This window comes from Microbacterium sp. Se63.02b (genome assembly GCF_014171575.1).
Taxonomy (GTDB): domain Bacteria; phylum Actinomycetota; class Actinomycetes; order Actinomycetales; family Microbacteriaceae; genus Microbacterium.
Map to the genome: position 1 here is coordinate 3,186,253 of NZ_CP050453.1, position 24,461 is coordinate 3,210,713.

A 24,461-nucleotide genomic window follows, 5' to 3' on the forward strand; every position below is an offset into this window, starting at 1 on the left:
GATTAGATGACCTCCGGCGCCAGCGAGACGATCTTCATGAACTTCTTGTCGCGAAGCTCACGACCGACCGGACCGAAGATACGGGTGCCACGGGGCTCCCCGTCGTTCTTCAGGATCACTGCGGCGTTCTCGTCGAACTTGATGTAGGAGCCGTCCGGACGACGGACCTCCTTCTTGGTGCGGACGATGACCGCCTTGACGACGTCGCCCTTCTTGACGTTGCCACCGGGGATCGCGTCCTTGACGGTCGCGACGATGGTGTCACCGAGACCGGCGTAACGACGCTTCGAGCCGCCGAGCACGCGAATCGTGAGCAGCTCCTTGGCGCCGGTGTTGTCGGCGACCTTGAGTCGGGATTCCTGCTGGATCACTTGGCCTTCTCCAGAATCTCCACCAGGCGCCAGCGCTTCGTGGCGCTCAGCGGGCGGGTCTCGTTGATCAGGACCAGGTCGCCGATGCCGGCGGTGTTCGCCTCATCGTGCGCCTTGACCTTCGAGGTGCGGCGGATGACCTTGCCGTAAAGCGGGTGCTTCACGCGGTCTTCGACCTCGACCACGATGGTCTTGTCCATCTTGTCGCTGACGACGTAGCCGCGACGCGCCTTGCGGTAACCGCGGGCAGCGGTGTCGCGGACGTCGTGCTCGGACGACTCGTGTCCTGCGGCCTGCGTCTCCGCAGTCGCTTCCTTCTTGGTGGCCATCACTCAGCCTCTTCCTTCACGGCGTCGTCGGCGGAGTCCGCCTTCTTCGCCTTCGACTTGGTCGCCTTCTTCGCGGGAGCCTCGACCGGAGCGGGCGTCGCACGGATGCCCAGCTCGCGCTCACGGATCACCGTGTAGAGACGTGCGATGTCGCGCTTGACGGCGCGGATGCGGCCGTGGCTCTCCAGCTGGCCGGTGGCCGACTGGAAACGGAGGTTGAACAGCTCCTCCTTGGCCTTGCGCAGCTCCTCGACGAGGCGCTGGTCTTCGAATGTGTCGAGCTCTGCCGGAGCGAGCTCCTTGGTGCCGATCGCCATTACGCGTCGCCCTCCTCGCGCTTGATGATGCGTGCCTTGAGCGGCAGCTTGTGAATTGCACGGGTCAGAGCTTCGCGAGCGAGCTCCTCGTCGACACCCGCGACCTCGAAGAGGACACGGCCCGGCTTGACGTTGGCGACCCACCACTCGGGCGAACCCTTACCGGAACCCATGCGGGTCTCGGCAGGCTTCTTCGTGAGCGGACGGTCGGGGTAGATGTTGATCCACACCTTTCCACCACGCTTGATGTGACGGGTCATCGCGATACGAGCGGACTCGATCTGACGGTTCGTCACGTAAGCGGGGGTGAGAGCCTGGATACCGTACTCGCCGAAGGAGACCTTCGTGCCGCCGGTGGCCTGACCCGAGCGACCCGGGTGGTGCTGCTTGCGGAACTTGACCTTACGGGGGATGAGCATTATGCCGACGCTCCTTCTGCGACAGGTGCCTCGTTACGCGGGGCACGGCGGCGGTCGCCACCACGGTCGTCACGACGAGCCTTGGGTGCGTTGGCCTGCTCGCGAGCGAGCTCCTTGGCGGTCAGGTCGCCCTTGTAGATCCAGACCTTCACGCCGATGCGGCCGAAGGTGGTCTTCGCCTCGTAGAAGCCGTAGTCGATGTTCGCGCGCAGCGTGTGCAGCGGCACACGACCCTCGCGGTAGAACTCCGAGCGGCTCATCTCGGCGCCGCCGAGGCGGCCGGAGACCTGGATGCGGATGCCCTTGGCGCCGGCGCGCTGAGCGCCCTGCAGACCCTTGCGCATCGCACGACGGAACGCCACGCGAGCAGAAAGCTGCTCGGCGATGCCCTGTGCGACGAGCTGAGCGTCGGCCTCGGGGTTCTTGACCTCGAGGATGTTCAGCTGGATCTGCTTGCCCGAGAGCTTCTCGAGGTCGCCGCGGATGCGCTCGGCCTCGGCCCCACGACGACCGATCACGATGCCCGGACGGGCGGTGTGGATGTCGACGCGGACGCGGTCACGGGTGCGCTCGATCTCGATGTTCGAGACACCGGCACGGTCGAGCTGCGTCTTGAGCAGGTTGCGGATCTTGATGTCCTCGGCGACGTAGTCGGCGTAACGCTGACCCGGCTTGGTCGAGTCAGAGAACCAGCGCGAGACGTGGTCCGTCGTGATACCGAGACGGAAGCCGTACGGGTTTACCTTCTGTCCCATTACTTGCTCGCCTTCTTGTTGCTGTCGCCCGTGGCGGCCGGAGCTGCCTCAGGCGTCGAGAGCACGACCGTGATGTGGCTCGTGCGCTTCTTGATCTGGAAAGCGCGACCCTGTGCACGAGGCTGGAAACGCTTGAGCGTCGTGCCCTCGTCGACGTACGCGTTGGCCACGTACAGGTCCTGCTCGTCGAGGAACTCGCCGTCGCGATCTGCCTTGACCTGTGCGTTGGCCATGGCCGACGCAACAAGCTTGTAGATCGGCTCACTGGCGCTCTGCTGAGCGAACTTGAGGATCGCCAGAGCCTCCTGGGCCTGCTTGCCCTTGATGAGCGCGACGACACGACGAGCCTTCTGAGGGGTCACGCGGATGTGTCGCACGCGTGCGATCGATTCGACCATTAGCGGCGCCGCCCCTTCTTGTCGTCCTTCTCGTGGCCGCGGAAGGTGCGGGTGGGCGCGAACTCGCCCAGCTTGTGACCGACCATGGTCTCGGACACGAACACAGGGATGTGCTTGCGTCCGTCGTGGACCGCGATCGTGTGACCCAGCATGGCCGGGATGATCATGGACCGACGGGACCAGGTCTTGATGACGTTCTTGGTGCCGGCTTCGTTCTGCACGACCACCTTGCGAAGCAGGTGATCGTCGACGAAGGGGCCCTTCTTAAGACTGCGAGGCATCTTCTCTTACTCCTACTTACGCTTCTTGCCGGCGTTACGACGACGCACGATGTACTTGTCGCTTTCCTTGTTGGCGTGACGGGTACGACCCTCAGCCTGGCCCCACGGGGAGACGGGGTGACGACCACCAGAGGTCTTGCCCTCTCCACCACCGTGCGGGTGGTCGACCGGGTTCATCGCGACACCACGCACGGTCGGGCGGACGCCCTTCCAGCGCATGCGGCCGGCCTTACCCCAGTTGATGTTCGACTGCTCGGCGTTGCCGACCTCGCCGATGGTCGCGCGGCAGCGCGCATCGACGTTGCGGATCTCGCCCGAGGGGAGACGCAGCTGGGCGTAGGGGCCGTCCTTGGCGACGAGACGGACGGATGCACCGGCCGAACGTGCCATCTTCGCGCCGCCGCCGGGGCGGAGCTCGATCGCGTGGATGACCGTACCCGTGGGGATGTTCTTCAGCGGGAGGTTGTTGCCCGGCTTGATGTCAGCCCCGGCACCCGACTCGACGATGTCGCCCTGCTTCAGCTTCGCCGGAGCGAGGATGTAGCGCTTCTCACCGTCGAAGTAGTGCAGCAGCGCGATGCGCGCGGTGCGGTTGGGGTCGTACTCGATGTGAGCGACCTTGGCGTTGACGCCGTCCTTGTCGTTACGACGGAAGTCGATGACGCGGTACTGGCGCTTGTGGCCACCACCGATGTGACGGGTCGTGATGCGGCCCTGGTTGTTGCGACCACCGGTCTTCGAGAGCGGGCGCAGCAGCGACTTCTCCGGCGTCGATCGAGTGATCTCGGCGAAGTCAGCCACCGACGAGCCGCGACGGCCCGGGGTCGTGGGCTTGTACTTGCGAATAGCCATTATTGTCCTTATCCCCCGGATCAGCCGATTGCCGTGAAGATGTCGATGGTGCCCGACTTCAGGGTGACGATGGCGCGCTTGGTGTCCTTGCGCTTGCCGGTGCCGAAGCGGGTGCGACGAGCCTTGCCGACGCGGTTGAGGGTGTTGACCCCAGCGACCTTGACGCCGAAGATCTTCTCGATGGCGAGCTTGATCTCGGTCTTCGAAGCACGCGGGTCGACGAGGAAGGTGTACTTGCCTTCGTCGATGAGCCCGTAGCTCTTCTCGGACACGACCGGCTTCAGGATGATGTCGCGCGGGTCCTTGTTCAGGGCCGTCTGGAGAACAGATGCCTGCTCGCTCATGCGGAGACCTCCTGGTTGGCGCCGGACTTGGAGGCGATGAAGCCCTCGAGCGCGGCCTGGGTGAAGACGATGTCGTCGGAGACGAGCACGTCGTAGGCGTTGAGCTGGTCGAACGACAGCAGGTGCACGTTGCCGAGGTTGCGCAGGCTCTTGAGCGCGAGCTCGTCGCCGCGCTCGATGACGACGAGGACGTTCTTCGACGTGGCGACCTGGGCGAGGAAGCCCGCAGCAGCCTTGGTCGAAGGCGTGCCCTCGGTGCCGAACGTGTCGATCGCGTGCAGGCGGTCGCCGCGGAAGCGGTCGCTGAGCGCACCCAGGAGGGCGGCGGCGATCATCTTCTTGGGCGTGCGCTGCGAGTAGTCGCGCGGCTTGGGGCCGTGCACGATGCCACCACCGGTCATGTGCGGCGCGCGGATGGAGCCCTGACGGGCGTTACCCGTGCCCTTCTGCTTGAAGGGCTTGCGGCCGGCACCCGAGACCTCGCCACGACGCTTGGTCGAGTGCGTGCCCTGGCGAGCCGCCGCGAGCTGCGCGACGACGACCTGGTGGATGAGCGGGATGTTCGTCTTGACGTCGAACAGCGCGGCGGGAAGCTCGATCGAGCCAGCCTTCTTGCCGTCTGCCTTGAGGACGTCGAGCGCGAGAGTCGAGTCAGCCATGATCAGGCACCCTTCACTGCGTTGCGGACGTAGACGATGCGACCACGAGCACCGGGGACGGCGCCCTTGACGAGCAGCAGACCCTTCTCGATGTCGACGGCGTGCACCGTGAGGTTGAGGACGGTCACGCGCTCGCCACCCATACGGCCGGCCATGCGCATGCCCTTGAAGACGCGGCTCGGGGTCGACGATGCGCCGATGGAACCGGGCTTGCGGTGGTTGCGGTGCGAACCGTGCGAAGCCGAGACGCCCTTGAAGTTGTGGCGCTTCATGACACCGGCGAAGCCCTTGCCCTTGCTCGTGCCGACGACGTCGACGAGCTGGCCGGCCTCGAAGGTGCCGTCGACCGTGAGCTCCTGGCCCAGGGTGTAGTCGCCGGCGTCCGCGGTGCGGATCTCGGTGACGTGACGGCGCGGCGTGACGCCGGCTGCCTCGAAGTGCGCGGAGAGCGGCTTGTTCACCTTGCGCGGGTCGATCTGGCCGTACGCGATCTGCACGGCGTTGTAGCCGTCCTTCTCGGGCGTGCGGACCTGGGTCACCACGTTGGGCGCCAGCTCGATCACGGTGACGGGAACGAGCTTGCCGCTCTCGTTCCACACCTGGGTCATGCCGAGCTTCGTGCCCAGCATGCCCTTGGAAATCTTGGAGTTGATGTCAGCCATGTCGAACCTCAGAGCTTGATCTCGATGTTGACATCGGCCGGGAGGTCGAGACGCATCAGCGAGTCGACGGCCTTGGGCGTCGGGTCGACGATGTCGATCAGACGCTTGTGGGTGCGCATCTCGAAGTGCTCGCGGCTGTCCTTGTACTTGTGCGGCGACCGGATGACGCACACGACGTTCTTCTCGGTCGGAAGGGGCACGGGTCCGACGACGGTCGCGCCCGCACGGGTCACGGTGTCGACGATCTTGCGTGCGGACGTGTCGATGACCTCGTGGTCATACGACTTCAGGCGAATGCGGATCTTCTGTCCCGCCATTGTCTGCTCTCTCTCTTTAGGCGTCTTACCGTCCGGGACCGGGTGGCCCTGGGGCATTGGACGCACGTCGGCGCTGTTCGCGCCTCGGCACGAGAACGGCTCTCGCGAGTCGATCTGCTGCACCACTGTTCTTCTGTCAGCCGGACGCCGTGAAGCGTACGGATGCCGACGTCCGCCGCGCACGGCAGAACCCTCGTCGTGAGGGGTGTCGGGGTGTGTTCTGCTACCCGCGGCCTAGAACCCTGCACCCTCCCTGAGGGGGCGCCGTCTATGCACTGCCCTGGCAGTGATCCGGCGCACGCAGAGCGGCGCCGAAATATCGAACCTGTCTATTCTGCCATGGCCGATTTCACTTCTGCAAACCCGGGCGTGTCGCGCCGCCGGGAGCGAGGGCCCCGACGCCCGATTCCCGAGTCAGATCGCAGGAGATAGCGGGGCGAGGCATCCCCATGCCTCGCCCCGCTTGGGGAGGGCGTTCAGTGCGAGGGGGCACACCGAACGCGAGTAGCCCGGCGTGAAGGGACGCCGAACTCCTCGACTGAAGGCGCGACGGAAGACCCGCCGCGCAGGCAGGGAGACGCTCAAGCGCACAGAGTGCGCGCGTCGCACGATGATCCCCAAGATCGTTGTCCCCAGTTTCAACGCGGAAAGCCGCGTGCTTCGGGAAACCGAACCCCTTCGGCTTCCCCGACCGCAAGATCCCCAGGCGGTCGAGACGATCCTACTCGATACATCGATGAATTCGCCACATCCGCGGCGCTTGCCGCCGAATGGTCTTCCGCACACGCACAAAGCGGCGACCCACCCCGAGGTGGATCGCCGCTCAGATCAGGTGCAGCTCGTGCTACTCGTTGCCGACGGCCTTGTCCGCGCTGTCCCGGATCTCATCGATCTTGTCGGCAGCACCGGGGGCGATCTTCTTCGCGAAGTCGGCGACGCCGTCGAGGACCTTGTCGCTGATGTCCTCCGCCTGCTCGCTCTTGACCGCGTCGGCGATCTTGTCCTTGTTCTGCTCGTAGAGGTCTTTGCCCTTGTTGACAGCGTCCTCGATACCCATGTGAATCCCCTTCTGACGTGAATGCCGTCGACCGGAGGTCGACCACACTCATTGTGCATGTCCGTCACGGCGAAGGGAACCCTCGGGGTGTCATCGCGTCATACGACAGCGGGGCCGGACCCGAAGGCCCGACCCCGCTGCGAGGAAGCAGATGCTTACTTGATGATCTTCGTGACCGTACCGGCGCCCACGGTGCGTCCACCCTCACGGATGGCGAAGCCGAGGCCCTCCTCCATGGCGATCGGCTGGATCAGCTCGACCGTCATGTCGGTGGTGTCGCCGGGCATGACCATCTCGGTGCCCTCGGGCAGCGAGATGACGCCGGTGACGTCGGTGGTGCGGAAGTAGAACTGCGGGCGGTAGTTCGTGTAGAACGGGTTGTGACGGCCACCCTCGTCCTTGGACAGGATGTACGCCGTGCCCTCGAAGTCGGTGTGCGGCGTGACCGAACCCGGCTTGACGATGACCTGACCGCGCTCGACGTCCTCACGCTTGGTGCCGCGGAGCAGCAGACCACAGTTCTCGCCGGCCCAGGCCTCGTCGAGCTGCTTGTGGAACATCTCGATACCCGTGACCGTGGTCTTGACGGTCGGACGGAGTCCGACGATCTCGACCTCGGAGTTGATGGCCAGCGTGCCACGCTCGGCGCGACCCGTGACGACGGTTCCACGACCGGTGATCGTGAAGACGTCCTCGACGGGCATCAGGAACGGCTTGTCACGGTCACGCTCCGGGTCCGGAACGCTGTCGTCGACAGCCTGCATCAGGTCCAGGATCGCCTGGGTCCACTTCTCGTCGCCCTCGAGGGCCTTGAGAGCGGAGACGCGGACGACAGGAGCGTCCTCGTCGAAGCCCTGGCCGGCGAGCAGCTCGCGGACCTCGAGCTCGACGAGCTCCAGGATCTCCTCGTCGTCGACCATGTCGGACTTGTTCAGCGCGACCAGCAGGTACGGAACGCCGACCTGCTTGGCGAGCAGCACGTGCTCACGCGTCTGAGCCATCGGGCCGTCGGTGGCGGCGACCACGAGGATCGCGCCGTCCATCTGAGCCGCACCGGTGATCATGTTCTTGACGTAGTCGGCGTGGCCGGGAGCGTCGACGTGCGCGTAGTGGCGCTTCGGGGTCTCGTACTCGATGTGCGAGATGTTGATGGTGATACCACGCTGGCGCTCTTCCGGCGCCGAGTCGATGGAAGCGAAGTCACGCTGCACGTTGGTGTCGGACGGGTACTTGTCAGCAAGCACCTTCGAGATCGCTGCGGAGAGCGTGGTCTTGCCGTGGTCGACGTGACCGATCGTTCCGATGTTGACGTGCGGCTTGGTCCGCTCGAACTTGGCCTTAGCCACTGGGTCCTCCTCAGGACGTCGTTGTAAAGGTGACCGGGCACTGGTTTGCGACCGGTTCTCTACGGGTTAGGTTCTCAGTTTAGTAGAGAGGGAATGTGAAGTTGTAGGTGACCTGGGAGCCGGACCGGAGCCCGGCTCCCAGAAGAGCGATTACTCGCCCTTGGTCTTCTGGACGATCTCGTCGGCCACAGCGCGGGGTACCTCAGCGTAGCTGTGGAACTCCATCGAGTACACGGCGCGGCCCGAGGTCTTCGAGCGCAGGTCGCCGATGTAGCCGAACATCTCGGACAGCGGGACCTGAGCACGGACGACCTTGACGCCGGCGGCGTCTTCCATCGACTGGATCTGGCCACGACGCGAGTTCAGGTCGCCGATGACGTCGCCCATGTACTCCTCGGGCGTGCGGACCTCGACGGCCATCAGCGGCTCGAGCAGCACGGGGTTGGCACGACGAGCGGCCTCCTTGAAGCCCATGGAGCCCGCGATCTTGAACGCCATCTCCGAGGAGTCGACGTCGTGCGCCGCACCATCGACGATGATCGCCTTGACGCCGACCATCGGGTAGCCCGCGAGGACACCGACGTTCATCGCGTCCTGGAAACCGGCGTCGATCGACCCGATGTACTCACGAGGGATGCGACCACCGGTGACGGCGTTCTCGAACTCGTAGGTCTTCTCGGAGTCGAGCTCGAGCGGCTCGATCGTGAACTGGATCTTGGCGAACTGGCCGGATCCACCGGTCTGCTTCTTGTGCGTGTAGTCGTGCTTCTCGACGGCCTTGCGGATCGTCTCGCGGTACGCCACCTGCGGCTTGCCGACGTTGGCCTCGACGTTGAACTCGCGCTTCATGCGGTCGACGAGGATGTCGAGGTGCAGCTCGCCCATGCCCTTGATGGTCGTCTGACCGGTCTCGGGGTTGAGCTCCGTACGGAAGGTCGGGTCCTCTTCGGCGAGCTTCTGGATGGCGACACCCAGCTTCTCCTGGTCGGCCTTGGTCTTCGGCTCGATGGCGACCTCGATGACGGGCTCGGGGAACGTCATCGACTCGAGGACGACCGGTGCAGCCGGGTCGGTCAGGGTGTCACCGGTCGTGGTGTCCTTCAGGCCGATGACCGCGTAGATGTTGCCGGCGGTGACCGAGGGGACCGGGATCTCCTTGTTGGCGTGCATCTGGAAGATCTTCCCGATGCGCTCCTTCTTGTTCTTGGTCGAGTTGACGACGGGCGAACCGGAGTCGAGGTGACCCGAGTAGACGCGAACGTAGGTGAGACGACCGAAGAACGGGTGCACGGCGACCTTGAACGCGAGGGCCGCGAACGGGTCGTTCGCGTCCGGGTGGCGCTCGATGATCGTGTCGTAGTCCTTCGGGTCGTGCGCCTCGATCGAGCCCACGTCGAGCGGGTTCGGGAGGAAGTCGACGACCGCGTCGAGCATCGGCTGGACGCCGCGGTTCTTGAACGCGGAGCCGCAGAGGACCGGGTAGATCTCGCTGGCGACAGTCAGCTTGCGGATCGCGCCCTTGATCTCGGCCACCGTGAGCTCTTCGCCACCGAAGAACTTCTCGAGCAGCGCGTCGTCGGTCTCGGCGACGGTCTCGAGGAGCTGCTGGCGGTACTCCGCCGCCTTCTCCTTGAGGTCGTCCGGGATCTCCTGGATCTCGTAGGAGGCACCCATGGTGACGTCACCCTTGGAGTCACCCGCCCACACCAGCGCGCGCATCTCGATCAGGTCGACGACACCGATGAAGTCGCTCTCCGCGCCGATCGGCAGCTGGATGACGAGCGGCTTGGCGCCCAGACGGTTGACGATCGTGTCGACGGTGAAGTAGAAGTCCGCGCCGAGCTTGTCCATCTTGTTGACGAAGCAGATGCGGGGGACGTTGTACTTGTCGGCCTGACGCCACACGGTCTCGGACTGGGGCTCGACGCCCTCCTTGCCGTCGAACACGGCGACGGCACCGTCGAGGACGCGGAGCGAGCGCTCCACCTCGACCGTGAAGTCCACGTGACCGGGGGTGTCGATGATGTTGATCTGGTTCTTGTTCCAGAAGCAGGTCACGGCGGCAGACGTGATCGTGATGCCGCGCTCCTTCTCCTGCTCCATCCAGTCGGTGGTCGAGGCGCCATCGTGCGTCTCGCCGAGCTTGTGGTTGACGCCCGTGTAGAACAGGATGCGCTCGGTCGTCGTGGTCTTGCCGGCATCGATGTGCGCCATGATGCCGATGTTGCGGACCTTGCTCAGGTCCGTGAGCACGTCTTGTGCCACAGGAGTGTCCTTATCTTTTGGAGCAGTCGTACTGCGAAGAGGGGGTGCCCGCCCCTCGGCGGGTGGCCGAGGGGCGGGCGAAGCTGTTTACCAGCGGTAGTGAGCGAACGCGCGGTTCGACTCGGCCATCTTGTGCGTGTCCTCGCGGCGCTTGACCGCGGCACCCAGGCCGTTCGACGCGTCGAGGATCTCGTTCTGGAGACGCTCGGTCATCGTCTTCTCACGGCGGCCCTTCGCGTAGCTGACGAGCCAGCGGAGAGCGAGCGTGTTGGCACGGTGAGGCTTGACCTCGACCGGAACCTGGTAGGTCGAGCCACCGACGCGGCGGCTGCGGACCTCGAGAGTCGGGCGCACGTTGTCGAGCGCCTTCTTGAGCGTGGCGACGGCGTCCTGACCGTTCTTCGCCTCGACACCGCGGAGGGCGCCGTAGACGATCGACTCGGCCAGCGACTTCTTGCCGTCGACGAGGATCTTGTTCACCAGCGAGGTGACGATCGGTGCGCCGTATACCGGGTCGTTGACGACGGGGCGCTTGGGGGCTGGTCCCTTACGAGGCATCTAACTCAACCCTTCTTCGCGCCGTAGCGGGAACGAGCCTGCTTACGGTTCTTGACAGCCTGGGTGTCCAGGGCGCCACGGACGATCTTGTAACGCACACCGGGGAGGTCCTTGACACGACCGCCACGGACGAGCACGAGCGAGTGCTCCTGCAGGTTGTGGCCCTCACCGGGGATGTACGCGGTGACCTCGGTGCCGTTGCGGAGCTTCACACGAGCGACCTTGCGCATCGCCGAGTTCGGCTTCTTGGGCGTGGTGGTGTAGACGCGGGTGCAGACCCCGGCCTGCTGCGGGTTCGACTTGAGCGCCGGCGCCTTGGTCTTGGTGACCTTGGGCGAGCGACCCTTGCGAACCAACTGCTGAATGGTTGGCACGTTCTCTCCTCATAGTGCTGCACGGTGACAGCGTGATGGGTTTCACATCATGACCCACCGGCACGCCGGATTCGACGAACTTTTGGTGTGGTGGGTATGCCGTGGGGGCGGACCGGCATGGTGCCGACGCCCAGCGCGCACGTCGAGACGTGCACACACCTGATCAAGTGTAATGCCGCGTAACGTGGCGGTCAAATGAGCGTGCCCCGTGAGGCGGCCCCTTCCGCGCCGGACGCGCCCTCAGGGCAGGTCGGGATCGAACGGCGAATCCAGGGACTGGGTCAGCTCTGCGAGAAGCGCCTCGATCTGCGGCTCGACGTGCTGCGAGATCGCCGCCTGGATGTGGATACGGTGCCGCAACAGGATGCCGCAGATCTCTCGCCCGACGAGGTTCGCGTACTCGTCGGCGAGGGCCACCTCCTGGCGCAGAGCGATCTTCGCCTCCTCCGTCAGCGGCGGCAGCGCCGGCAGCTCTGCGGCTGAGTCGTCGGCGAGTCCCGCGATCGTGAACAGGAAGGGCGCACCCGGCACCGGGTCGGGATCCAACGGCAACCCGTCGAACTCGGGGTCGAGGTCTTCCGCCGGGCGGTAGCTGCGGGCACGGTTGCGCGCGGCCTGCTGATCGAGTTCGCGCTGCAGCATCGGCAGGTTCCTGGCGGTGTAGTCCGCGACGGCGTGATCGACGATGGTCTTGATCCGCGTCGAGAGCCCGTGCTGCACGCCGTGCGGGGTGTTCGCCCCGATGCCGGCCGCGGAGAGGATCGGCGACCCGAGGCAGCGCCGGCACGGCGCGACGCGACCGCGGTGGGTCGCCGGCTCCCAGCGCGGCACCCAGCGCAACCAGGCCTCGACGGCCTGGTCCACCTGCGTCTCCAGTGAGCGCTCCACCCCACCAGCGTACGGCGCGGCGCCCATCGTGGTGACGATTTCCCGCCTCGGCGAGGCGGTCGCCGATTCCGCACCGACGATCAGCCGAGGTGTGGACGATCGTCCGACTCCGTGCCACGGAACAGTCCGCAGATCGTCGCCGCCTCGGTGGATCGGCTGGACGCCGGATCCGGCGCGGTCACTCGTCTTCGTCGCGCTCCCAGGGCCAGCGCGGATGCTGGGCGCGTGTGCGACGCAGAGCGATGCCGCCCCAGCTCGCGACGAGCCCGGCCACGACGAGGACGACGCTCGCCCCACCGCGCACGAGGTCTCCGACCACCGAGGTCGCGATGACGAAGCCGGAGCCGAGCAGCACCACGATCCACACGACCACCAGGTGTGCGAGAGCGGTGAGAAGGGCGATCGTGATCGTCGCCCCGAACGATGGCCGGTCGCGACGGAGGGTCGACCACAGCGTGAGCGCGAACACCGCAACGGCGACCGCCATCCCGATCGCCCCCGGGGCCTGGCCCAGACCCGGCACCGCGATGATGTCCGTATCGGTGGCCACGCTCAGCGCCCCGAGCCCGAAGAGCGCGAGGGCGAAGAAGCTGATCGTGGCGAGGACCACCGCGAGGACAGCCGAAACCCCCGCGGACTCGGGCCCGCGGGGGTTCGGCGTGGAGGAGTCCGTGACTACCTCGACAGGGTCGGACCGGCTTCGAGGGTGCGCTCGTATTCGCGCTGCGCCTCGGCGTTCAGCTCGGTCTTGCGTGCACCGCTGCGGGAGACCCAGGCGCCGAACCAGATGGTCAGCTCGCGGGCGAACACGAAGGCGGCGATGGCCAGGGGCGCCAGCAGCTGCTCGCCGGCGAGTTCGAGGCCCTCCGACGCCGTGAGCTTCCAGAACGGCGCCTCGAAGAGCTGCCCGAGGATGTGTCCGGCGTAGGCGATGACGCCGACGATGATTCCGAAGACGACCCAGAGGCCCCAGCGACCGCGGTTGATGATCGCGCCCAGCAGCCAGAAGCCGAGGAAGAAGACGACGACGGGCGTCCAGTAGCCCCACGTGGTCAGCGGTGCGAGCGCCTCCTGGCCGATGTTCTCACCGTTCACGTCACCGGCGATCGCTCGGAGGCCGAGGGCCGTGCCGAGGTACAGGATGGCGAAGACGAGCGTGGCGAGGAGGCCGATGAGGCCTGCTGTCCCTCGGTTGCCCCGATCGCGCGGCGGCTCGGGGGCCTGGACGAAGATGGGCTGCGGCTGCGCTGCGGCGGTAGCGGCGACCAGTGGCTCGGAGGGGACGATGCGAGTGTCGGAGTCGTCGCCGTACGGGGTGTACGCCGCGTCGGCCATCGCCGAGTCCTGGTGTCCGTACCGGTCGGGATCCGTCGCGGGCGCAGCGAACACCGAGGTGGCGTCGGCGTCTCGGGATTCGTCGGCGCGAATCCGGGGTTCCTCGGCCACGACCGGGGAGACGGCAGGCGGCGGCGACGCGAACGCCCGGGTGGTCACGCTCGGCGGCCTCGAATGCAGCGAGGTCAGGATCGACCGGCCGGTCGGCGGCGACATCGTCCTGCTCGACCTTCGGCGCGTCGGAGGCACCGGGGACATCCGCACCCGCTGCGGCGGCGGCGTCGAGGCCGGCGTTCGCGCTGCCGACGACGTCGTCTACGTCAGCCGGCTTCTCGGGCTGGGAACGTCGGGGTCACTCATGGGGTGCGCCTCTCATCGGAAATGTGCATTGCGAGGGTATCGCTCGGCGGACCGTCGCTCCCGCAGGCGTGCCGACGTGTCGTCATACACGGGAGCGGGCGGTCGCGTCCCCTCAGGGAAGCGCGTCGCGCAAGGCGTCGCCCGCGAACTCCGCGAGCGTCGGCAGGATCGGCAGCGAGAGCCAGATGAGCGCTCCGATGACACCGACGCAGACGATGCCCGCGAACCAGCTCATCACGAGATTGCGCCCAGCGACACGTGCCATGGTCTCACGGTACGACCGCAAGGCTGCGCGGCCGGGGAGCAACGCCGGGAGTCATCCCCACGGTGCGTTCAGCGGGTTGCGCGGCCGCGGAGACGCCAGAGCAGCCAGAGCCCGGACACGGGGATCAGGAGGAGCCCGAGCACGAGGAAGCCCATCCAGAACAGGTCGTACCACGCCGGCAGCAGCGGGTTGACGACGGGCGGCGTTCCGGTGCCGGACGAGCTGCCTCCGGAGTCGGACGCGGCGAACGTGACCATCGTGGTCACGAGGAGGAGGGAAAGCCCGCCCACCACGAACGGGATGACGATAGCCACGACCTTCTCCCAGGTCTTCCAGAGCGGGCTCAGGCTGACCAGCACCGCACCGACGAACCAGCCGAGGACGGGCAGGACGAACCCGCCGAAACTGAGCGTCAACGCGGCCGTGATCGCGAAGCCGCGGGTCGACGTCGTCGGCGGACGAGGTGCAGACGGCGCGGCGACGGGCGGAGCGGTGACGATCGTGACGGCACCAGGTACCTCGTCCTGCGCCTCGCGTGCGATGGCCACGGGGTCGCCGAGCCGCGCGATCCGCAGCGCGGTGGCTTCGGCGTCGAGGCCATCGAGCTCCTCGACGATGCCCCCGCGGATCTCGGACGCGACGCCGTGGGGCAGTCCCCGCATCGCCTGGTCGAGCCGCGCGAGGTAGTCGTCGCGCAGAGCGTCTGCGGTGGTCTCTGTCATGATCGTCCCTCTCCGACGATGCCCGTGACGACACGGGCGAACGGTGCCCACTGGGCGCGGAACCGGTCGAGCTGCTCGGTCCCGGCCTCCGTGAGGCGGTAGTACTTGCGCACGGGCCCGCTCTCAGACGGGAGGTCGAAGGTGCTGACCCATCCGTTGTCCCGCAGCCGTCCGAGCAGCGGGTAGAGCGTTCCGATGCTGGCGATCAGTCCCGCGCTCGTGAGCGCTTCGGCCAGCTGCCAGCCGTACATCGGCTCGCGCGCGAGCAGGCCGAGCACGCAGTACTCCACCACCCCTTTGCGCATCTGTGCGCCGATGTCAGCTGTCATGCATCACAAGGTAGCATGCGATGCACGTTACCGCGACGGCGGATGGCGCGAGAGCACACGAGGGTGCTGGTCAACCCTTCGTCGCGCCCGCGGTGAGTCCGCCGACGATGTACTTCTGGAGGAAGAGGAACAGGATCATGACCGGGATCGCCGCCATCACGGCACCGGCCGAGAACGCGGACCAGTCGGCGTAGCGCGGGTTCGCGACGAGCTTGGTGAGTCCGACCACGAGCGTCTGCTGTTCGACATCCACGAGCATCACGCTCGCGATCACGTACTCGTTGACCGTGCCGATGAACGACAGCAGCCCGACGACCGCGAGGATCGGTGCGACCAGACGCAGGATGATCGTGAAGAAGATGCGAGCGTGGCCGGCGCCGTCGATCCTGGCAGCCTCGTCGATCTCCTTCGGGATGGTGTTGAAGAAGCCGTACATGAGGTAGGTGTTCACACCGAGGGCACCACCGAGGTACACGAGGATCAGTCCGGTGTGGGTGTTCAGCCCGATCGCCGGGAACCAGTCCCCCAGCGTCGACATGAGCAGGAAGATCGCGACCACGGCGAGCAGCTGCGGGAACATCTGGACGACGACGATCGTGACGAGCCCGACACGACGTCCGGCGAAGCGCATGCGGGAGAAGGCATATGCGGCGCAGGCTCCGATGAAGACGGTCACGGCTCCCGTGACCACGGCGATCAGCAGCGTGTTCAGGAACCACTGGCCGTAGGGGTTCTGCGGATCGCTCAGGATGCGCACGTAGCTGTCGATCCCGACCGCCGAGAACAGCTGGTTGGATCCGGTCAGCGTTCCCTTGGGGTTCAACGAGGCCGAGACGACGTACAGCAACGGGAACAGGGCGAACGCGCTGACGACGATCGCGACCAGGTGTCGCCATCCGGTATCGGCGAACCAGGCGCCGAAGCTGCGGCGGCGCGGGGCGAGGGTCTTCTCATCCCCGGCGGAGCGAGGGGTGGCGGGGCCGGCGGTGCTCATGTCAGTTCAGCTCCTCGAGGGCCTTGGTCTTTCGGAAGCTGATGATCGAGATCGTCGCGACCACGACGAAGATCAGGATCGTGAAGGCAGAGGCGAGGCCGTAGTCGCGGGTCTGCCCGGTGAACGCGACCTTGTAGACCATGGAGATCAGGATGTCGGTGTGCCCGACCGGGATCGACACGTCGCTGAAGCGTGGACCACCCTTGGTGAGCATGTAGATCAGGTTGAAGTTGTTGAAGTTGAACGCGAACGACGAGATCAGCAGCGGCGCGACCGTCACCAGCAGCAGGGGCAGCTTGATGCGGCGGAAGATCTGCCACGGATTCGCGCCATCCATCACGGCCGCCTCGTTCACGTCCTCGGGGATTCCCTGCAGCGCCCCCATGCAGACCAGGAACATGTAGGGGAAGCCGAGCCACAGGTTCACCAGCAGCACGGACACCTTCGCCAGTGCCGGATCGGTCAGCCACGGGATGGACGCCCCACCGAAGATGACCTGGTTGATGAAGCCGAAGCTCTCGTTCATCATCCCTGCCCAGACGAGCGCCGACAGGAACGCCGGGAACGCGTACGGGAGGATCAGGATGATCCGATAGCCGTTGCGGAACCGCATCTTGGTGTTGTTGAAGACCAGCGCGAGGAGCAGGCCGAGGAAGAACGTCGTGGCGACCGAGATCAAGGCGAACGCGAAGGTCCAGAGCGTGACCGAGATGAGCGGCCCGCGGATCGACGAGTCTGTGACGGCCCGCACGAAGTTGTCGAAGCCGACGGTGGTCTGCCACCCGGGCAGCAGCTGCTCCCCAGCATCGGACGTGAACGCGCCGTCACCCGTGTCGGAGTAGACGGTGCCGGTCGTGGTGTCGGTGATCGTGTCGGCATTCGCGTCGTACGCGAGCGTCGAGACGTAGAGATAGCCCTTCTGGCCGTCCGGAGCGCGGAGGCTGCCGTCGTTCGGGTCATCGCTGAACGGAACCGACAGCTTCTCCAGCTCTTCCGAGAGCGTGAAGACGGTCGCGAGCGGAAGAGTGGTCCAGCCGTCCGTCGCGACGGCCTTGCCGCCCTCGAACTCGGCGTCGACCTCTTCCAGCGGCTGCTCCGCGGTGCCGACGAGCGCATCGCCGGAGTCGGGGTCGGTGACCAGCAGGCCGTAGGTGCCGAACTGCTCGACGACGGTGACGGGGAAGGTCGGCGAATCCTCGACCCGCTCCTGCGCTGAGGCGAGGAGCGAGGAGATGGCCTGCTCCTTCGTCCCGTTGTGTCCCGTGCCGTAGTTCGTGAAGCCGATGTAGCCGGTGTAGAGCAGGGTGAAGACCTGGAACACGATCAGGAAGATGATGCCCGGTGTGAGGTACTTCGCGGCGATCCGCCTGCGGGAGAAGTAGATGTAGTTGACGAGCACGGCGACCGCGACGACGATGCCGAGGATCAGCCACTCCTGGTGCAGGAAGAGCACGAACGCCGCGTACAGCGCGATCGCGTCGACCACGGCCAGGAGCAGGATCTTCAGGAGCATCCAGCCGACCGGTCCGGATGCGGCTTCCGCGATCTTGGCGGCCTGCCTCTGACGTCGGGTCGGAGGAGCGATGCGCTCTTCGGTGTCTGTCATGTCGTCCTCGTCATGATCCTGCCGGGGCGAGCGGTGGACGCCCGCCCCGGCAGGGCCAGTGTGCTGTCTGCTACTTGATCGCGGCGGTCACGTCGTCGACGAGCTTCTGCCACGTCGTCGCCGGGTCCGCGCCGTTGATGATCGCCGCCTCGGCGACACCCCAGAACTGCCAGACCGCACCCATGGCAGGGATGGCGGGCATCGGCACCGCGTCGGCGCCGACGGCCTGGAAACCGGCGATGATCGGGTCGGAAGCCGCCGTGTCCGCTGCGGCGGTCAGCGCGGGCAGGACGTTACCGGCCTTGAAGAGCTCGAGCTGCACATCTTCGGTGCCGATGTAGTTGACGAGGAAGTCGTTCGCGGCGACCTTGTTCTTCGACTCGGAGCTCACGAAGAAGCCCTTCACGCCGGCGAACGGCGAGGCGGTCTCGCCCGTCGGGCTCGGGATCGGGTCGATCGCGACGTTGATGCCGGCCTCCGTGGCCGCGCCGACGTTCCACGGACCGGTCAGCCAGAAAGCGGCAGTGCCATCGAGGAACTGCTGCTTGGCGATCTCGCCGTCGATGTCGGTGTTCAGCACGCCCGCAGCGCCCTGCGCACCCAGCCAGTCGGCGAAGGCGAAGCCGCCTTCGCTGCCGAGCTGCAGGTCGGTGGGGTCGTAGCTGCCCGAGTCGTCGGTGCCGAAGACGGGAGCACCGAACGCGGTCTGGAACGGGTACAGGTGATACGGGTTGCCCTCGGACCCCTGCTCCACCACGAACGTGCCCTTCGAGACCATGTCGTCGAAGCTGGTGGGTGCCGCGGGCACGAGATCGGCGTTGCGCAGCACCGCGATGTTCTCGACCGCGTACGGGAGCATGTAGACGGTGCCGTCGTAGGTGGCCGCCTGCAGCGCGACCGGGAGGTAGTCCCCGGCGCTGTCGCCGAGCTCGATCGGAGCGACGACGCCGTTGGTGGAGAGCTCGCCCAGCCAGTCGTGCGCCCCCATGACCACATCGGGGCCCTTGCCGGTCGGCACCTGCTGGATGAAGTCGTCCTTCATGTCGTCGACGGACTTGCCGACGAGGTCGACCTTGACGCCGGTCTTGTCTTCGTAGGAATCAGCCGCGCCCTGCAGCGCATCGACGCGCTCCGCATCGACCCAGACGACGAGCGTGCTGCCGTCCTTCGATCCCGAGTCGTCGCCGCCGCTGGTGCCCGCGGAGCAGCCGGCAAGCGACAGAGTCGAAACGATGGCGATGGCGCCTGCGGCGACGATGCCCCTCTTGTTCACCTTCATTGGTGTGTGCCTCTCTCAATGCTGTTGGCCTACATGGACTGCAAGCGCTTACAGTATGCATCGAAATCATGGGACTTTGCAACGAGCAGGAGTTGCGATATCAACCTGTGACCGAGTGATTTCGACGATCGCCGAGTGAAAACGCTTCCACGACTCTGGAGAATCGACAGGCTCGATACACTTCCTGTATGGCTGACAGTTCCTTTGACATCGTCTCGAAAGTGGATCACCAGGAGGCCGAGAACGCCCTGAACCAGGCACGCAAGGAGATCGAGCAGCGCTACGACTTCAAGGGCACCGGCGCGTCGATCGCCTGGAGCGGCGAGAGCATCCTGATCATCGCGAACTCGGAGGAGCGGGCCAAGGCCGTGCTCGACGTGTTCCAGTCCAAGCTGATCAAGCGCGGCATCTCCCTCAAGAGCCTGGAGTCGGGCGATCCCTTCGCCAGCGGCAAGGAGTTCCGCATCGTCTCGACGCTCAAGGACGGCATCTCCTCGGAGAACGCGAAGAAGATCAACAAGATCATCCGCGACGAGGGCCCCAAGGGCGTCAAGAGCCAGATCCAGGGAGACGAGCTGCGCGTGCAGTCCAAGAGCCGCGACGATCTGCAGTCGGTCATCGCCCTGCTCAAGGGTGCGGACCTCGACCTCGACCTGCAGTTCATCAACTACCGCTGAGGCTGCATCGCCGACACTGACGGCGATGACCCCCATCCGGCACAGATCGGGTGGGGGTTTCTCACGCCCTGCACAGGTGTGTCATGCTACCTTTCACCATATTGCATTCCGATATTTGGGTTGCAGTGCTCAAGACTGGATTCGGTCGCCTCGCTGCGGCTGACGACGTGATCGTGGGATGACGCACTGCCGGTGTACGGCTGGGCGATTTCGGGAATCGCGAGGGCCGACCCTCGTGGGGACGAGGCCACGGCAGTTCCATGCGTTCACGTCTTCCGCGGCCGGCGGATGTCCCGTATCCGCCGGCCGCAAAACCACGAGAAGAGAACAAGAAGAAGGAACCCGTTCGCCCCTTGTTCCGCGCCCCCACGCGGATCACGGAGTCGAATGGGCGTTATCGGCATCCGATGCGACCTCATGACGTACTCGCCCTCCGGGCGGATCGGGGGCGCTCGGGATGAGAAGGGCTACTGGGGGCAGATCCATGGGCAGTATCGGATCGACGAGCATCGGCGAGAGCAAGCAACTCCTCGCCGAAGAGGTTTTCCACCACGTGGGGAGACTGATCATCGACGGCACATTGGCAGGGGGCGAGCGCATCCGCGACGTCGACGTGGCGGAGGAGTTGCACGTGTCGCGCACACCCGTCCGCGAGGCGCTCCAACGCCTCGAGAGACTCGGGTTGGTGACCATGTATCCGAGCAGGTACACCGAGGTCACGGAGGTGACTCCTGACTCGATCGCGCAGTCGCTGGACTTCGCGGGCTATCAGGCGGGTATCGCCGCGCGACTGGCGGTGCCGCGTCTCTCCGCTGCGCAGCGCGAGCACGTCGGCAGGCTCATCACCGCACTGCCGGCCTCTCTGGAGAATCCGGCGACGACCTGCCAGGCGCGGTGGGCTGTGTTCTCCTACCTGGCCGACCGGAGCGGGAACACGCAGCATCGGACGCTGATGGAGGACGCGAGCATCGTGCTGTTCCGGAACCTCCGCGACTGGGTGGTACCGGCAGCGGACCGCGGTCGGATGCGCACGGTGTACGCGGACTTCGCCGACGCGGTGGGACGCGGAGACGGCGACGCGGCCGAACGCCTCGTCAGGGCGATGTACTGCCTGTGAGCGACCTCACCAGGTGGCACGCCAGCCCGTGACCCAGCGCTCGAGGCGTCGGTAGGCATCCTCCCGCGCCTCGTGCCGGGAGAGGAAGACGTCGTGCAGGGCGCCGTCGATGCGTTCGACCGTGACGCTCGGACCGAGCCGGAGCGCCGCGCGGGCGATGTCGTCGACGACGAGCACGGAGTCCGCGGAGGTGATGTCGTCCGACCACCGGGTCGGGGGAACGAACCGCGCCGACAGCAGCACGCACACCGGCGCGCTGATCGACAGCCCCGCTGCCACGGTCTTGTGACCCGACAGGATCGCATGCAGCCAGCCCGCATACACCGCCATGGTCTGCACAGGGCGCCAGAGGGGATTAACCTCCATCGGATCGTCCGGATCGGCGACCTCCTGCTGCGCCCGCGAGTAGAAGCCGAGGTCGACCTGGGGCGCTGCCTCCAACGGACGGATCCGCGCCTGCAGTTCGACCATCGGTGCGATCGCGGCACGGGCGGGCGCGAACTGGAACTCCAACCAGGGGCTGTTCAAAATTACCGCATCCACCGCATCGGGGTGCCTCGACGCCCAGAGGCTCAGTGTGAGCCGCCCGTCGAGTGACCGAGCAGGACGAGACGACGGGTCTGCAGGGACTCCCCGCCCGCACGCCCCATCGCCTCGAGCGCGGCGGCGATGTCTTCGTCGTAGGTGGCGAGATCCGCGACATACCCCGGCGTCTGCCACTCGCGCAGGCTACGACCGTACTTGCGCAGATCGAGCGCGTAGAAGCGGGCGCCTCTGGAGGTCCAGAAACGCGCCAGCCGCTTCTGGAAGAAGTAGTCGGACCACCCGTGCACGTACAGCACATCGACGCCTTCGAGCAGGGGTCCACGGCCGCGCACGTGCTCCCACCAGCCCGGCTCGACCGGAAGCGCACGGACCAGAGTGGCCATGACAGGACCCTGCTCGTCGGCGCCCAGGTCGAGGGTGAGCTGCTCGAACTCGTCGCCGAGCACATCCGGGATCCAATCGGCCATGCGTTCCTCCCCGTCGCCGCCAGGCTAGCCGACGCGGCCGCCGGGGGCAGGTGACACGGCTACTCGCCGCGCGAGACGCGCACCATCTCGTCGCGCGGGACGACCTTGACGCGCGCCCGCTCCGCCGGCGCGCCGAGGGCGATCTCGTGCTCGTCGAGGCGGTGCCATCCGTCCCAGGTCGGTCCAACGAACGCCGCGCTCACGCAGGAGTTCGACGACCGACTCCTCCGAGGGGTCTTCCGGGTGCCACCAGGAGCCCTGGTCGTTGATGATGTGCCGCACGGTCTCCATCGCATCGGACTTCGTGTGCCCGATCAGACCCACGGGTCCGCGCTTGATCCAGCCGGTGGCGTAGATGCCGGCGACGCGCTCGTTGGAGTCCTTCGCGAGCACCTGGCCCTCGCGGTTCGGGATCACGCCGTGCTTCTTGTCGAACGGCACCCCCGGCAGCGGCGAGCCGAAGTAGCCGATCGCGCGGTACAGCGCCTGAAGCGGCACCTCGCGCATCTCGCCGGTGCCCACCGCACCACCCTGACCGTCGGGCTTCGTGCGCTCGTAGACGAGGGCTGCCACGCGTCCGGCATCGTCTTTGCGGACCTCGACCGGGCGCGCCCAGAAGTGCAGGTGCAGACGGCGCGACGCGGAGCCCCCCGCGTTGTTCACCGAGTCGCGCTTGCGCCACGACTGCAGGATGCGGTCGATGACCATGACCTGCTTGTTGCTGGCGACGGCATCTCTCGCTGCGTCGTCGTAGTCGAAGTCCTCGTCGTACACGACCATGTCGACATCGCGCAGCTCGCCGAGTTCGCGGAGCTCCAGAGGCGTGAACTTCACCTGAGCAGGACCGCGACGTCCGAACACGTGCACATCCGTGACCGCGCTGGCCTGGAGACCCTCGTAGACGTTGGCCGGCACCTCGGTGACCAGCAGGTCCTCGGCGTGCTTGGCGAGCATCCGCGCCACGTCGAGCGCGACGTTGCCGTTGCCGAGCACTCCGACGGACGCGGCGTCCAGCGGCCACTCGCGCGGAACATCCGGGTGCCCGTCGAACCAGCTGACATAGTCGGCCGCACCGTAGGACGCGACCGCGTCGATGCCCGGGATGTCCAGCGTCGTGTCGCGGATGGCGCCGGTCGCGAAGATCACGGCGTTGTAGTGCTTCTTGAGGTCGTCGAGAGTGATGTCCTCGCCGAAGCGGACATTGCCGAACAACCGGATGTCACCGCGATCCAGCACATCGCGCAGCGCGGTGATGATGCCCTTGATGCGCGGGTGGTCGGGGGCGACGCCGTAGCGCACGAGCCCATACGGCGCCGGGAGCTGCTCGAAGAGGTCGATCGACACGTCGAACTTGCGCTCGGCCTTCAAGAGGATGTCCGCGGCGTAGATGCCCGCGGGTCCCGCGCCGACGATGGCCAGTCTGAGCTTGGTCATGGGAGGTCCTTTCGTATGCCGACGCAGCCGGCGGGCCACCAGAAGGCGCCCCGCACCGGTTCAGCTGGAGCGTTCGGCGAGGGTCTCAGCGAATCGGGTCAGCGCCTCGCGCACCGTGCCGCGCGGGAGCGGCTCGAGGGCGTCGACGGCATCCTGCGTCCAGGAATGTGCGAGTTCGAGGGTCTTCTGCGTCACCGCGTGATCACGGAGCTCGTCCAGCGGCCCGTCGAGGATCGCCGGGTCCGCACCGTCGGCGATGAGGGCGACCCCGTCGTCGATGCGCGCGGCGAGGTCGACAGACGCGGCATCGCCCTCGGCCTTGAGCAGCAGATACGGCATCGTCGGCACACCGGCGCGCAGGTCGGTGCCCGGGACCTTGCCCGTCTCCTCGGGTTTCGCCGACAGGTCGATCACGTCGTCGAGCAGCTGGAACGCGACGCCGATCTTCTCGCCGTACACCCGGAGCGGCTCCTCGAACGCGGTCGGAGCGTTCGAGAAGATCACGCCGCCCTGAGTGGCAGCGGCGATCAGCGACCCCGTCTTGTCGGCGAGCACCTGGATGTAGAACGCGATCGGGTCGTCGTCGGGCTGCGGACCCAGAGTCTCGTGCATCTGCCCGAGGACCAGACGCTCGAACGTGTCGGCCTGAAGACGGATGGCCCGCTCGCCCAACCGCGACATCAGCTGGCTGGCACGGGAGAACAGGATGTCGCCGGTGAGGATCGCGATGTTGTTGCCCCAGACCGCGTGCGCGGCGGGCACCCCTCGACGGCGGTCGGCGCCGTCCATCACGTCGTCGTGGTACAGCGAGCCGAGATGCGTGATCTCGAGCGCCTTGGCCACGTCGACGACCTCGGGGTGTTGCCGTCACCGAGCTGGGCGGCGAGAAGCGTGAGCACGGGACGGATGCGCTTGCCCCCGCCTCGTAGAGGTAGCGGCTCGCGGCATCGGCCAGGGGATCGGCGACGCGCACGTCGTCGGCCAGCCCGGTCTCGACGAGCTCGAGACCCTCTTCGATGGCGCGCGCGACCTTTCGGGCGGCGGGGCCGATGAAGACGCGGTCGCTGAACCCGAGACGGCTCGCCAGCCGCGAACCCGGGGCGATGGGGCTCGAAGTCACGTTCTCAGCCTACCTGCG

Annotated in this window: 28 protein-coding genes and 3 pseudogenes; 2 read left to right on the forward strand and 29 right to left on the reverse strand. The window is 66.4% G+C overall.

Going from position 1 to position 24,461, the window contains the following annotated elements; genetic code table 11:
- Window positions 1-2 precede the first annotated feature (2 nt).
- From rplN to G4G29_RS15930, 26 genes are all read right to left on the reverse strand, one after another.
- Complete coding sequence (rplN, locus tag G4G29_RS15805; RefSeq protein WP_017201583.1) at window positions 3-371, reverse strand: 50S ribosomal protein L14; 369 nt, start codon at window positions 369-371, stop codon at window positions 3-5.
- On the reverse strand, window positions 368-700 hold the full coding sequence (gene rpsQ, locus G4G29_RS23555) for a 30S ribosomal protein S17 (RefSeq protein ID WP_047524106.1): 333 nt from the start codon (window positions 698-700) through the stop codon (window positions 368-370). Before rpsQ ends, rplN begins: the two co-directional genes overlap by 4 nt.
- Entirely contained in the window at window positions 700-1,017 is a 318-nt protein-coding gene (gene rpmC, locus G4G29_RS23560) for a 50S ribosomal protein L29 (RefSeq protein ID WP_017829202.1), read from the reverse strand. The genes rpsQ and rpmC overlap by 1 nt, the downstream gene beginning before the upstream one ends.
- Window positions 1,017-1,436, reverse strand: coding sequence for a 50S ribosomal protein L16 (rplP, locus tag G4G29_RS15820; protein ID WP_017829203.1), 420 nt, complete (start codon window positions 1,434-1,436; stop codon window positions 1,017-1,019). The genes rpmC and rplP overlap by 1 nt, the downstream gene beginning before the upstream one ends.
- On the reverse strand, window positions 1,436-2,191 hold the full coding sequence (gene rpsC / locus G4G29_RS15825) for a 30S ribosomal protein S3 (protein WP_017201587.1): 756 nt from the start codon (window positions 2,189-2,191) through the stop codon (window positions 1,436-1,438). The genes rplP and rpsC overlap by 1 nt, the downstream gene beginning before the upstream one ends.
- The gene (gene rplV / locus G4G29_RS15830) at window positions 2,191-2,589 is read right to left on the reverse strand and encodes a 50S ribosomal protein L22 (RefSeq protein WP_021201121.1); all 399 of its coding nucleotides are present in this window, start codon (window positions 2,587-2,589) and stop codon (window positions 2,191-2,193) included. Before rplV ends, rpsC begins: the two co-directional genes overlap by 1 nt.
- Window positions 2,589-2,870, reverse strand: coding sequence for a 30S ribosomal protein S19 (gene rpsS, locus G4G29_RS15835; protein ID WP_017829205.1), 282 nt, complete (start codon window positions 2,868-2,870; stop codon window positions 2,589-2,591). The genes rplV and rpsS overlap by 1 nt, the downstream gene beginning before the upstream one ends.
- A gap of 12 nt (window positions 2,871-2,882) precedes the next feature.
- A complete protein-coding gene (rplB, locus tag G4G29_RS15840) occupies window positions 2,883-3,722 on the reverse strand; it encodes a 50S ribosomal protein L2 (RefSeq protein ID WP_017201590.1) in 840 nt (279 codons plus the stop codon).
- Window positions 3,723-3,742: 20 nt separating this feature from the next.
- On the reverse strand, window positions 3,743-4,066 hold the full coding sequence (rplW, locus tag G4G29_RS15845; protein WP_017829206.1) for a 50S ribosomal protein L23: 324 nt from the start codon (window positions 4,064-4,066) through the stop codon (window positions 3,743-3,745).
- Window positions 4,063-4,725 carry a 50S ribosomal protein L4 gene (gene rplD, locus G4G29_RS15850; RefSeq protein WP_183150773.1) on the reverse strand — a complete coding sequence of 221 codons (663 nt, stop codon included), beginning with the start codon at window positions 4,723-4,725 and terminating at the stop codon, window positions 4,063-4,065. Before rplD ends, rplW begins: the two co-directional genes overlap by 4 nt.
- Before the next feature lie 2 nt (window positions 4,726-4,727).
- Window positions 4,728-5,387, reverse strand: a complete 660-nt coding sequence (gene rplC / locus G4G29_RS15855; protein WP_183150774.1) for a 50S ribosomal protein L3 — start codon at window positions 5,385-5,387, stop codon at window positions 4,728-4,730.
- A gap of 8 nt (window positions 5,388-5,395) precedes the next feature.
- Window positions 5,396-5,704, reverse strand: coding sequence for a 30S ribosomal protein S10 (rpsJ, locus tag G4G29_RS15860; RefSeq protein ID WP_017201594.1), 309 nt, complete (start codon window positions 5,702-5,704; stop codon window positions 5,396-5,398).
- Window positions 5,705-6,548: 844 nt separating this feature from the next.
- Window positions 6,549-6,761 carry a hypothetical protein gene (locus G4G29_RS15865; RefSeq protein WP_183150775.1) on the reverse strand — a complete coding sequence of 71 codons (213 nt, stop codon included), beginning with the start codon at window positions 6,759-6,761 and terminating at the stop codon, window positions 6,549-6,551.
- 155 nt (window positions 6,762-6,916) lie between these two features.
- Window positions 6,917-8,107: an elongation factor Tu gene (gene tuf / locus G4G29_RS15870; protein WP_017829210.1), complete on the reverse strand. Its 1,191-nt coding sequence runs from the start codon at window positions 8,105-8,107 to the stop codon at window positions 6,917-6,919.
- Window positions 8,108-8,257: 150 nt separating this feature from the next.
- On the reverse strand, window positions 8,258-10,372 hold the full coding sequence (fusA, locus tag G4G29_RS15875; protein WP_183150776.1) for an elongation factor G: 2,115 nt from the start codon (window positions 10,370-10,372) through the stop codon (window positions 8,258-8,260).
- A gap of 87 nt (window positions 10,373-10,459) precedes the next feature.
- Window positions 10,460-10,930, reverse strand: coding sequence for a 30S ribosomal protein S7 (gene rpsG, locus G4G29_RS15880; RefSeq protein ID WP_017201608.1), 471 nt, complete (start codon window positions 10,928-10,930; stop codon window positions 10,460-10,462).
- Between the two features lie 5 nt (window positions 10,931-10,935).
- A complete protein-coding gene (rpsL, locus tag G4G29_RS15885) occupies window positions 10,936-11,304 on the reverse strand; it encodes a 30S ribosomal protein S12 (RefSeq protein WP_017201609.1) in 369 nt (122 codons plus the stop codon).
- Window positions 11,305-11,544: 240 nt separating this feature from the next.
- Window positions 11,545-12,192: a spermidine/putrescine ABC transporter substrate-binding protein gene (locus G4G29_RS15890; RefSeq protein WP_183150777.1), complete on the reverse strand. Its 648-nt coding sequence runs from the start codon at window positions 12,190-12,192 to the stop codon at window positions 11,545-11,547.
- A 178-nt stretch (window positions 12,193-12,370) separates the two neighbouring features.
- A complete protein-coding gene (locus tag G4G29_RS15895; RefSeq protein ID WP_183150778.1) occupies window positions 12,371-12,802 on the reverse strand; it encodes a hypothetical protein in 432 nt (143 codons plus the stop codon).
- A gap of 65 nt (window positions 12,803-12,867) precedes the next feature.
- Entirely contained in the window at window positions 12,868-13,686 is an 819-nt protein-coding gene (locus G4G29_RS15900; protein WP_183150779.1) for an ABC transporter, read from the reverse strand.
- 313 nt (window positions 13,687-13,999) lie between these two features.
- Complete coding sequence (locus G4G29_RS15905; RefSeq protein ID WP_183150780.1) at window positions 14,000-14,152, reverse strand: hypothetical protein; 153 nt, start codon at window positions 14,150-14,152, stop codon at window positions 14,000-14,002.
- A gap of 68 nt (window positions 14,153-14,220) precedes the next feature.
- Window positions 14,221-14,874, reverse strand: coding sequence for a hypothetical protein (locus G4G29_RS15910; protein ID WP_183150781.1), 654 nt, complete (start codon window positions 14,872-14,874; stop codon window positions 14,221-14,223).
- Window positions 14,871-15,203 (reverse strand): PadR family transcriptional regulator, encoded by a 333-nt coding sequence (locus G4G29_RS15915; protein WP_183150782.1) that lies wholly within the window; start codon window positions 15,201-15,203, stop codon window positions 14,871-14,873. The genes G4G29_RS15910 and G4G29_RS15915 overlap by 4 nt, the downstream gene beginning before the upstream one ends.
- A 70-nt stretch (window positions 15,204-15,273) precedes the next feature.
- Window positions 15,274-16,197: a sugar ABC transporter permease gene (locus tag G4G29_RS15920; protein ID WP_183150783.1), complete on the reverse strand. Its 924-nt coding sequence runs from the start codon at window positions 16,195-16,197 to the stop codon at window positions 15,274-15,276.
- A 1-nt stretch (window position 16,198) separates the two neighbouring features.
- Entirely contained in the window at window positions 16,199-17,803 is a 1,605-nt protein-coding gene (locus G4G29_RS15925; protein WP_183150784.1) for an ABC transporter permease subunit, read from the reverse strand.
- 70 nt (window positions 17,804-17,873) lie between these two features.
- Window positions 17,874-19,082, reverse strand: coding sequence for a maltose ABC transporter substrate-binding protein (locus tag G4G29_RS15930; protein ID WP_183150785.1), 1,209 nt, complete (start codon window positions 19,080-19,082; stop codon window positions 17,874-17,876).
- Window positions 19,083-19,270: 188 nt separating this feature from the next.
- On the opposite strand from G4G29_RS15930, the gene G4G29_RS15935 reads away from it, so the two are divergent.
- Both G4G29_RS15935 and G4G29_RS15940 read left to right on the forward strand, forming a co-directional pair.
- Window positions 19,271-19,759: a YajQ family cyclic di-GMP-binding protein gene (locus G4G29_RS15935; RefSeq protein WP_045264630.1), complete on the forward strand. Its 489-nt coding sequence runs from the start codon at window positions 19,271-19,273 to the stop codon at window positions 19,757-19,759.
- 484 nt (window positions 19,760-20,243) lie between these two features.
- Complete coding sequence (locus tag G4G29_RS15940; RefSeq protein WP_183150786.1) at window positions 20,244-20,876, forward strand: GntR family transcriptional regulator; 633 nt, start codon at window positions 20,244-20,246, stop codon at window positions 20,874-20,876.
- Window positions 20,877-20,882: 6 nt separating this feature from the next.
- Here the strand turns inward: G4G29_RS15940 and G4G29_RS15945 are convergent.
- The 3 pseudogenes from G4G29_RS15945 to G4G29_RS15955 form a co-directional block, all read right to left on the reverse strand.
- Window positions 20,883-21,889, reverse strand: a pseudogene (locus G4G29_RS15945) (alpha/beta hydrolase).
- Between the two features lie 59 nt (window positions 21,890-21,948).
- Window positions 21,949-23,323, reverse strand: a pseudogene (locus tag G4G29_RS15950) (FAD-dependent oxidoreductase).
- A 60-nt stretch (window positions 23,324-23,383) separates the two neighbouring features.
- Window positions 23,384-24,443 (reverse strand): annotated as a pseudogene (locus tag G4G29_RS15955) (polyprenyl synthetase family protein).
- Between the last annotated feature and the right edge of the window lie 18 nt (window positions 24,444-24,461).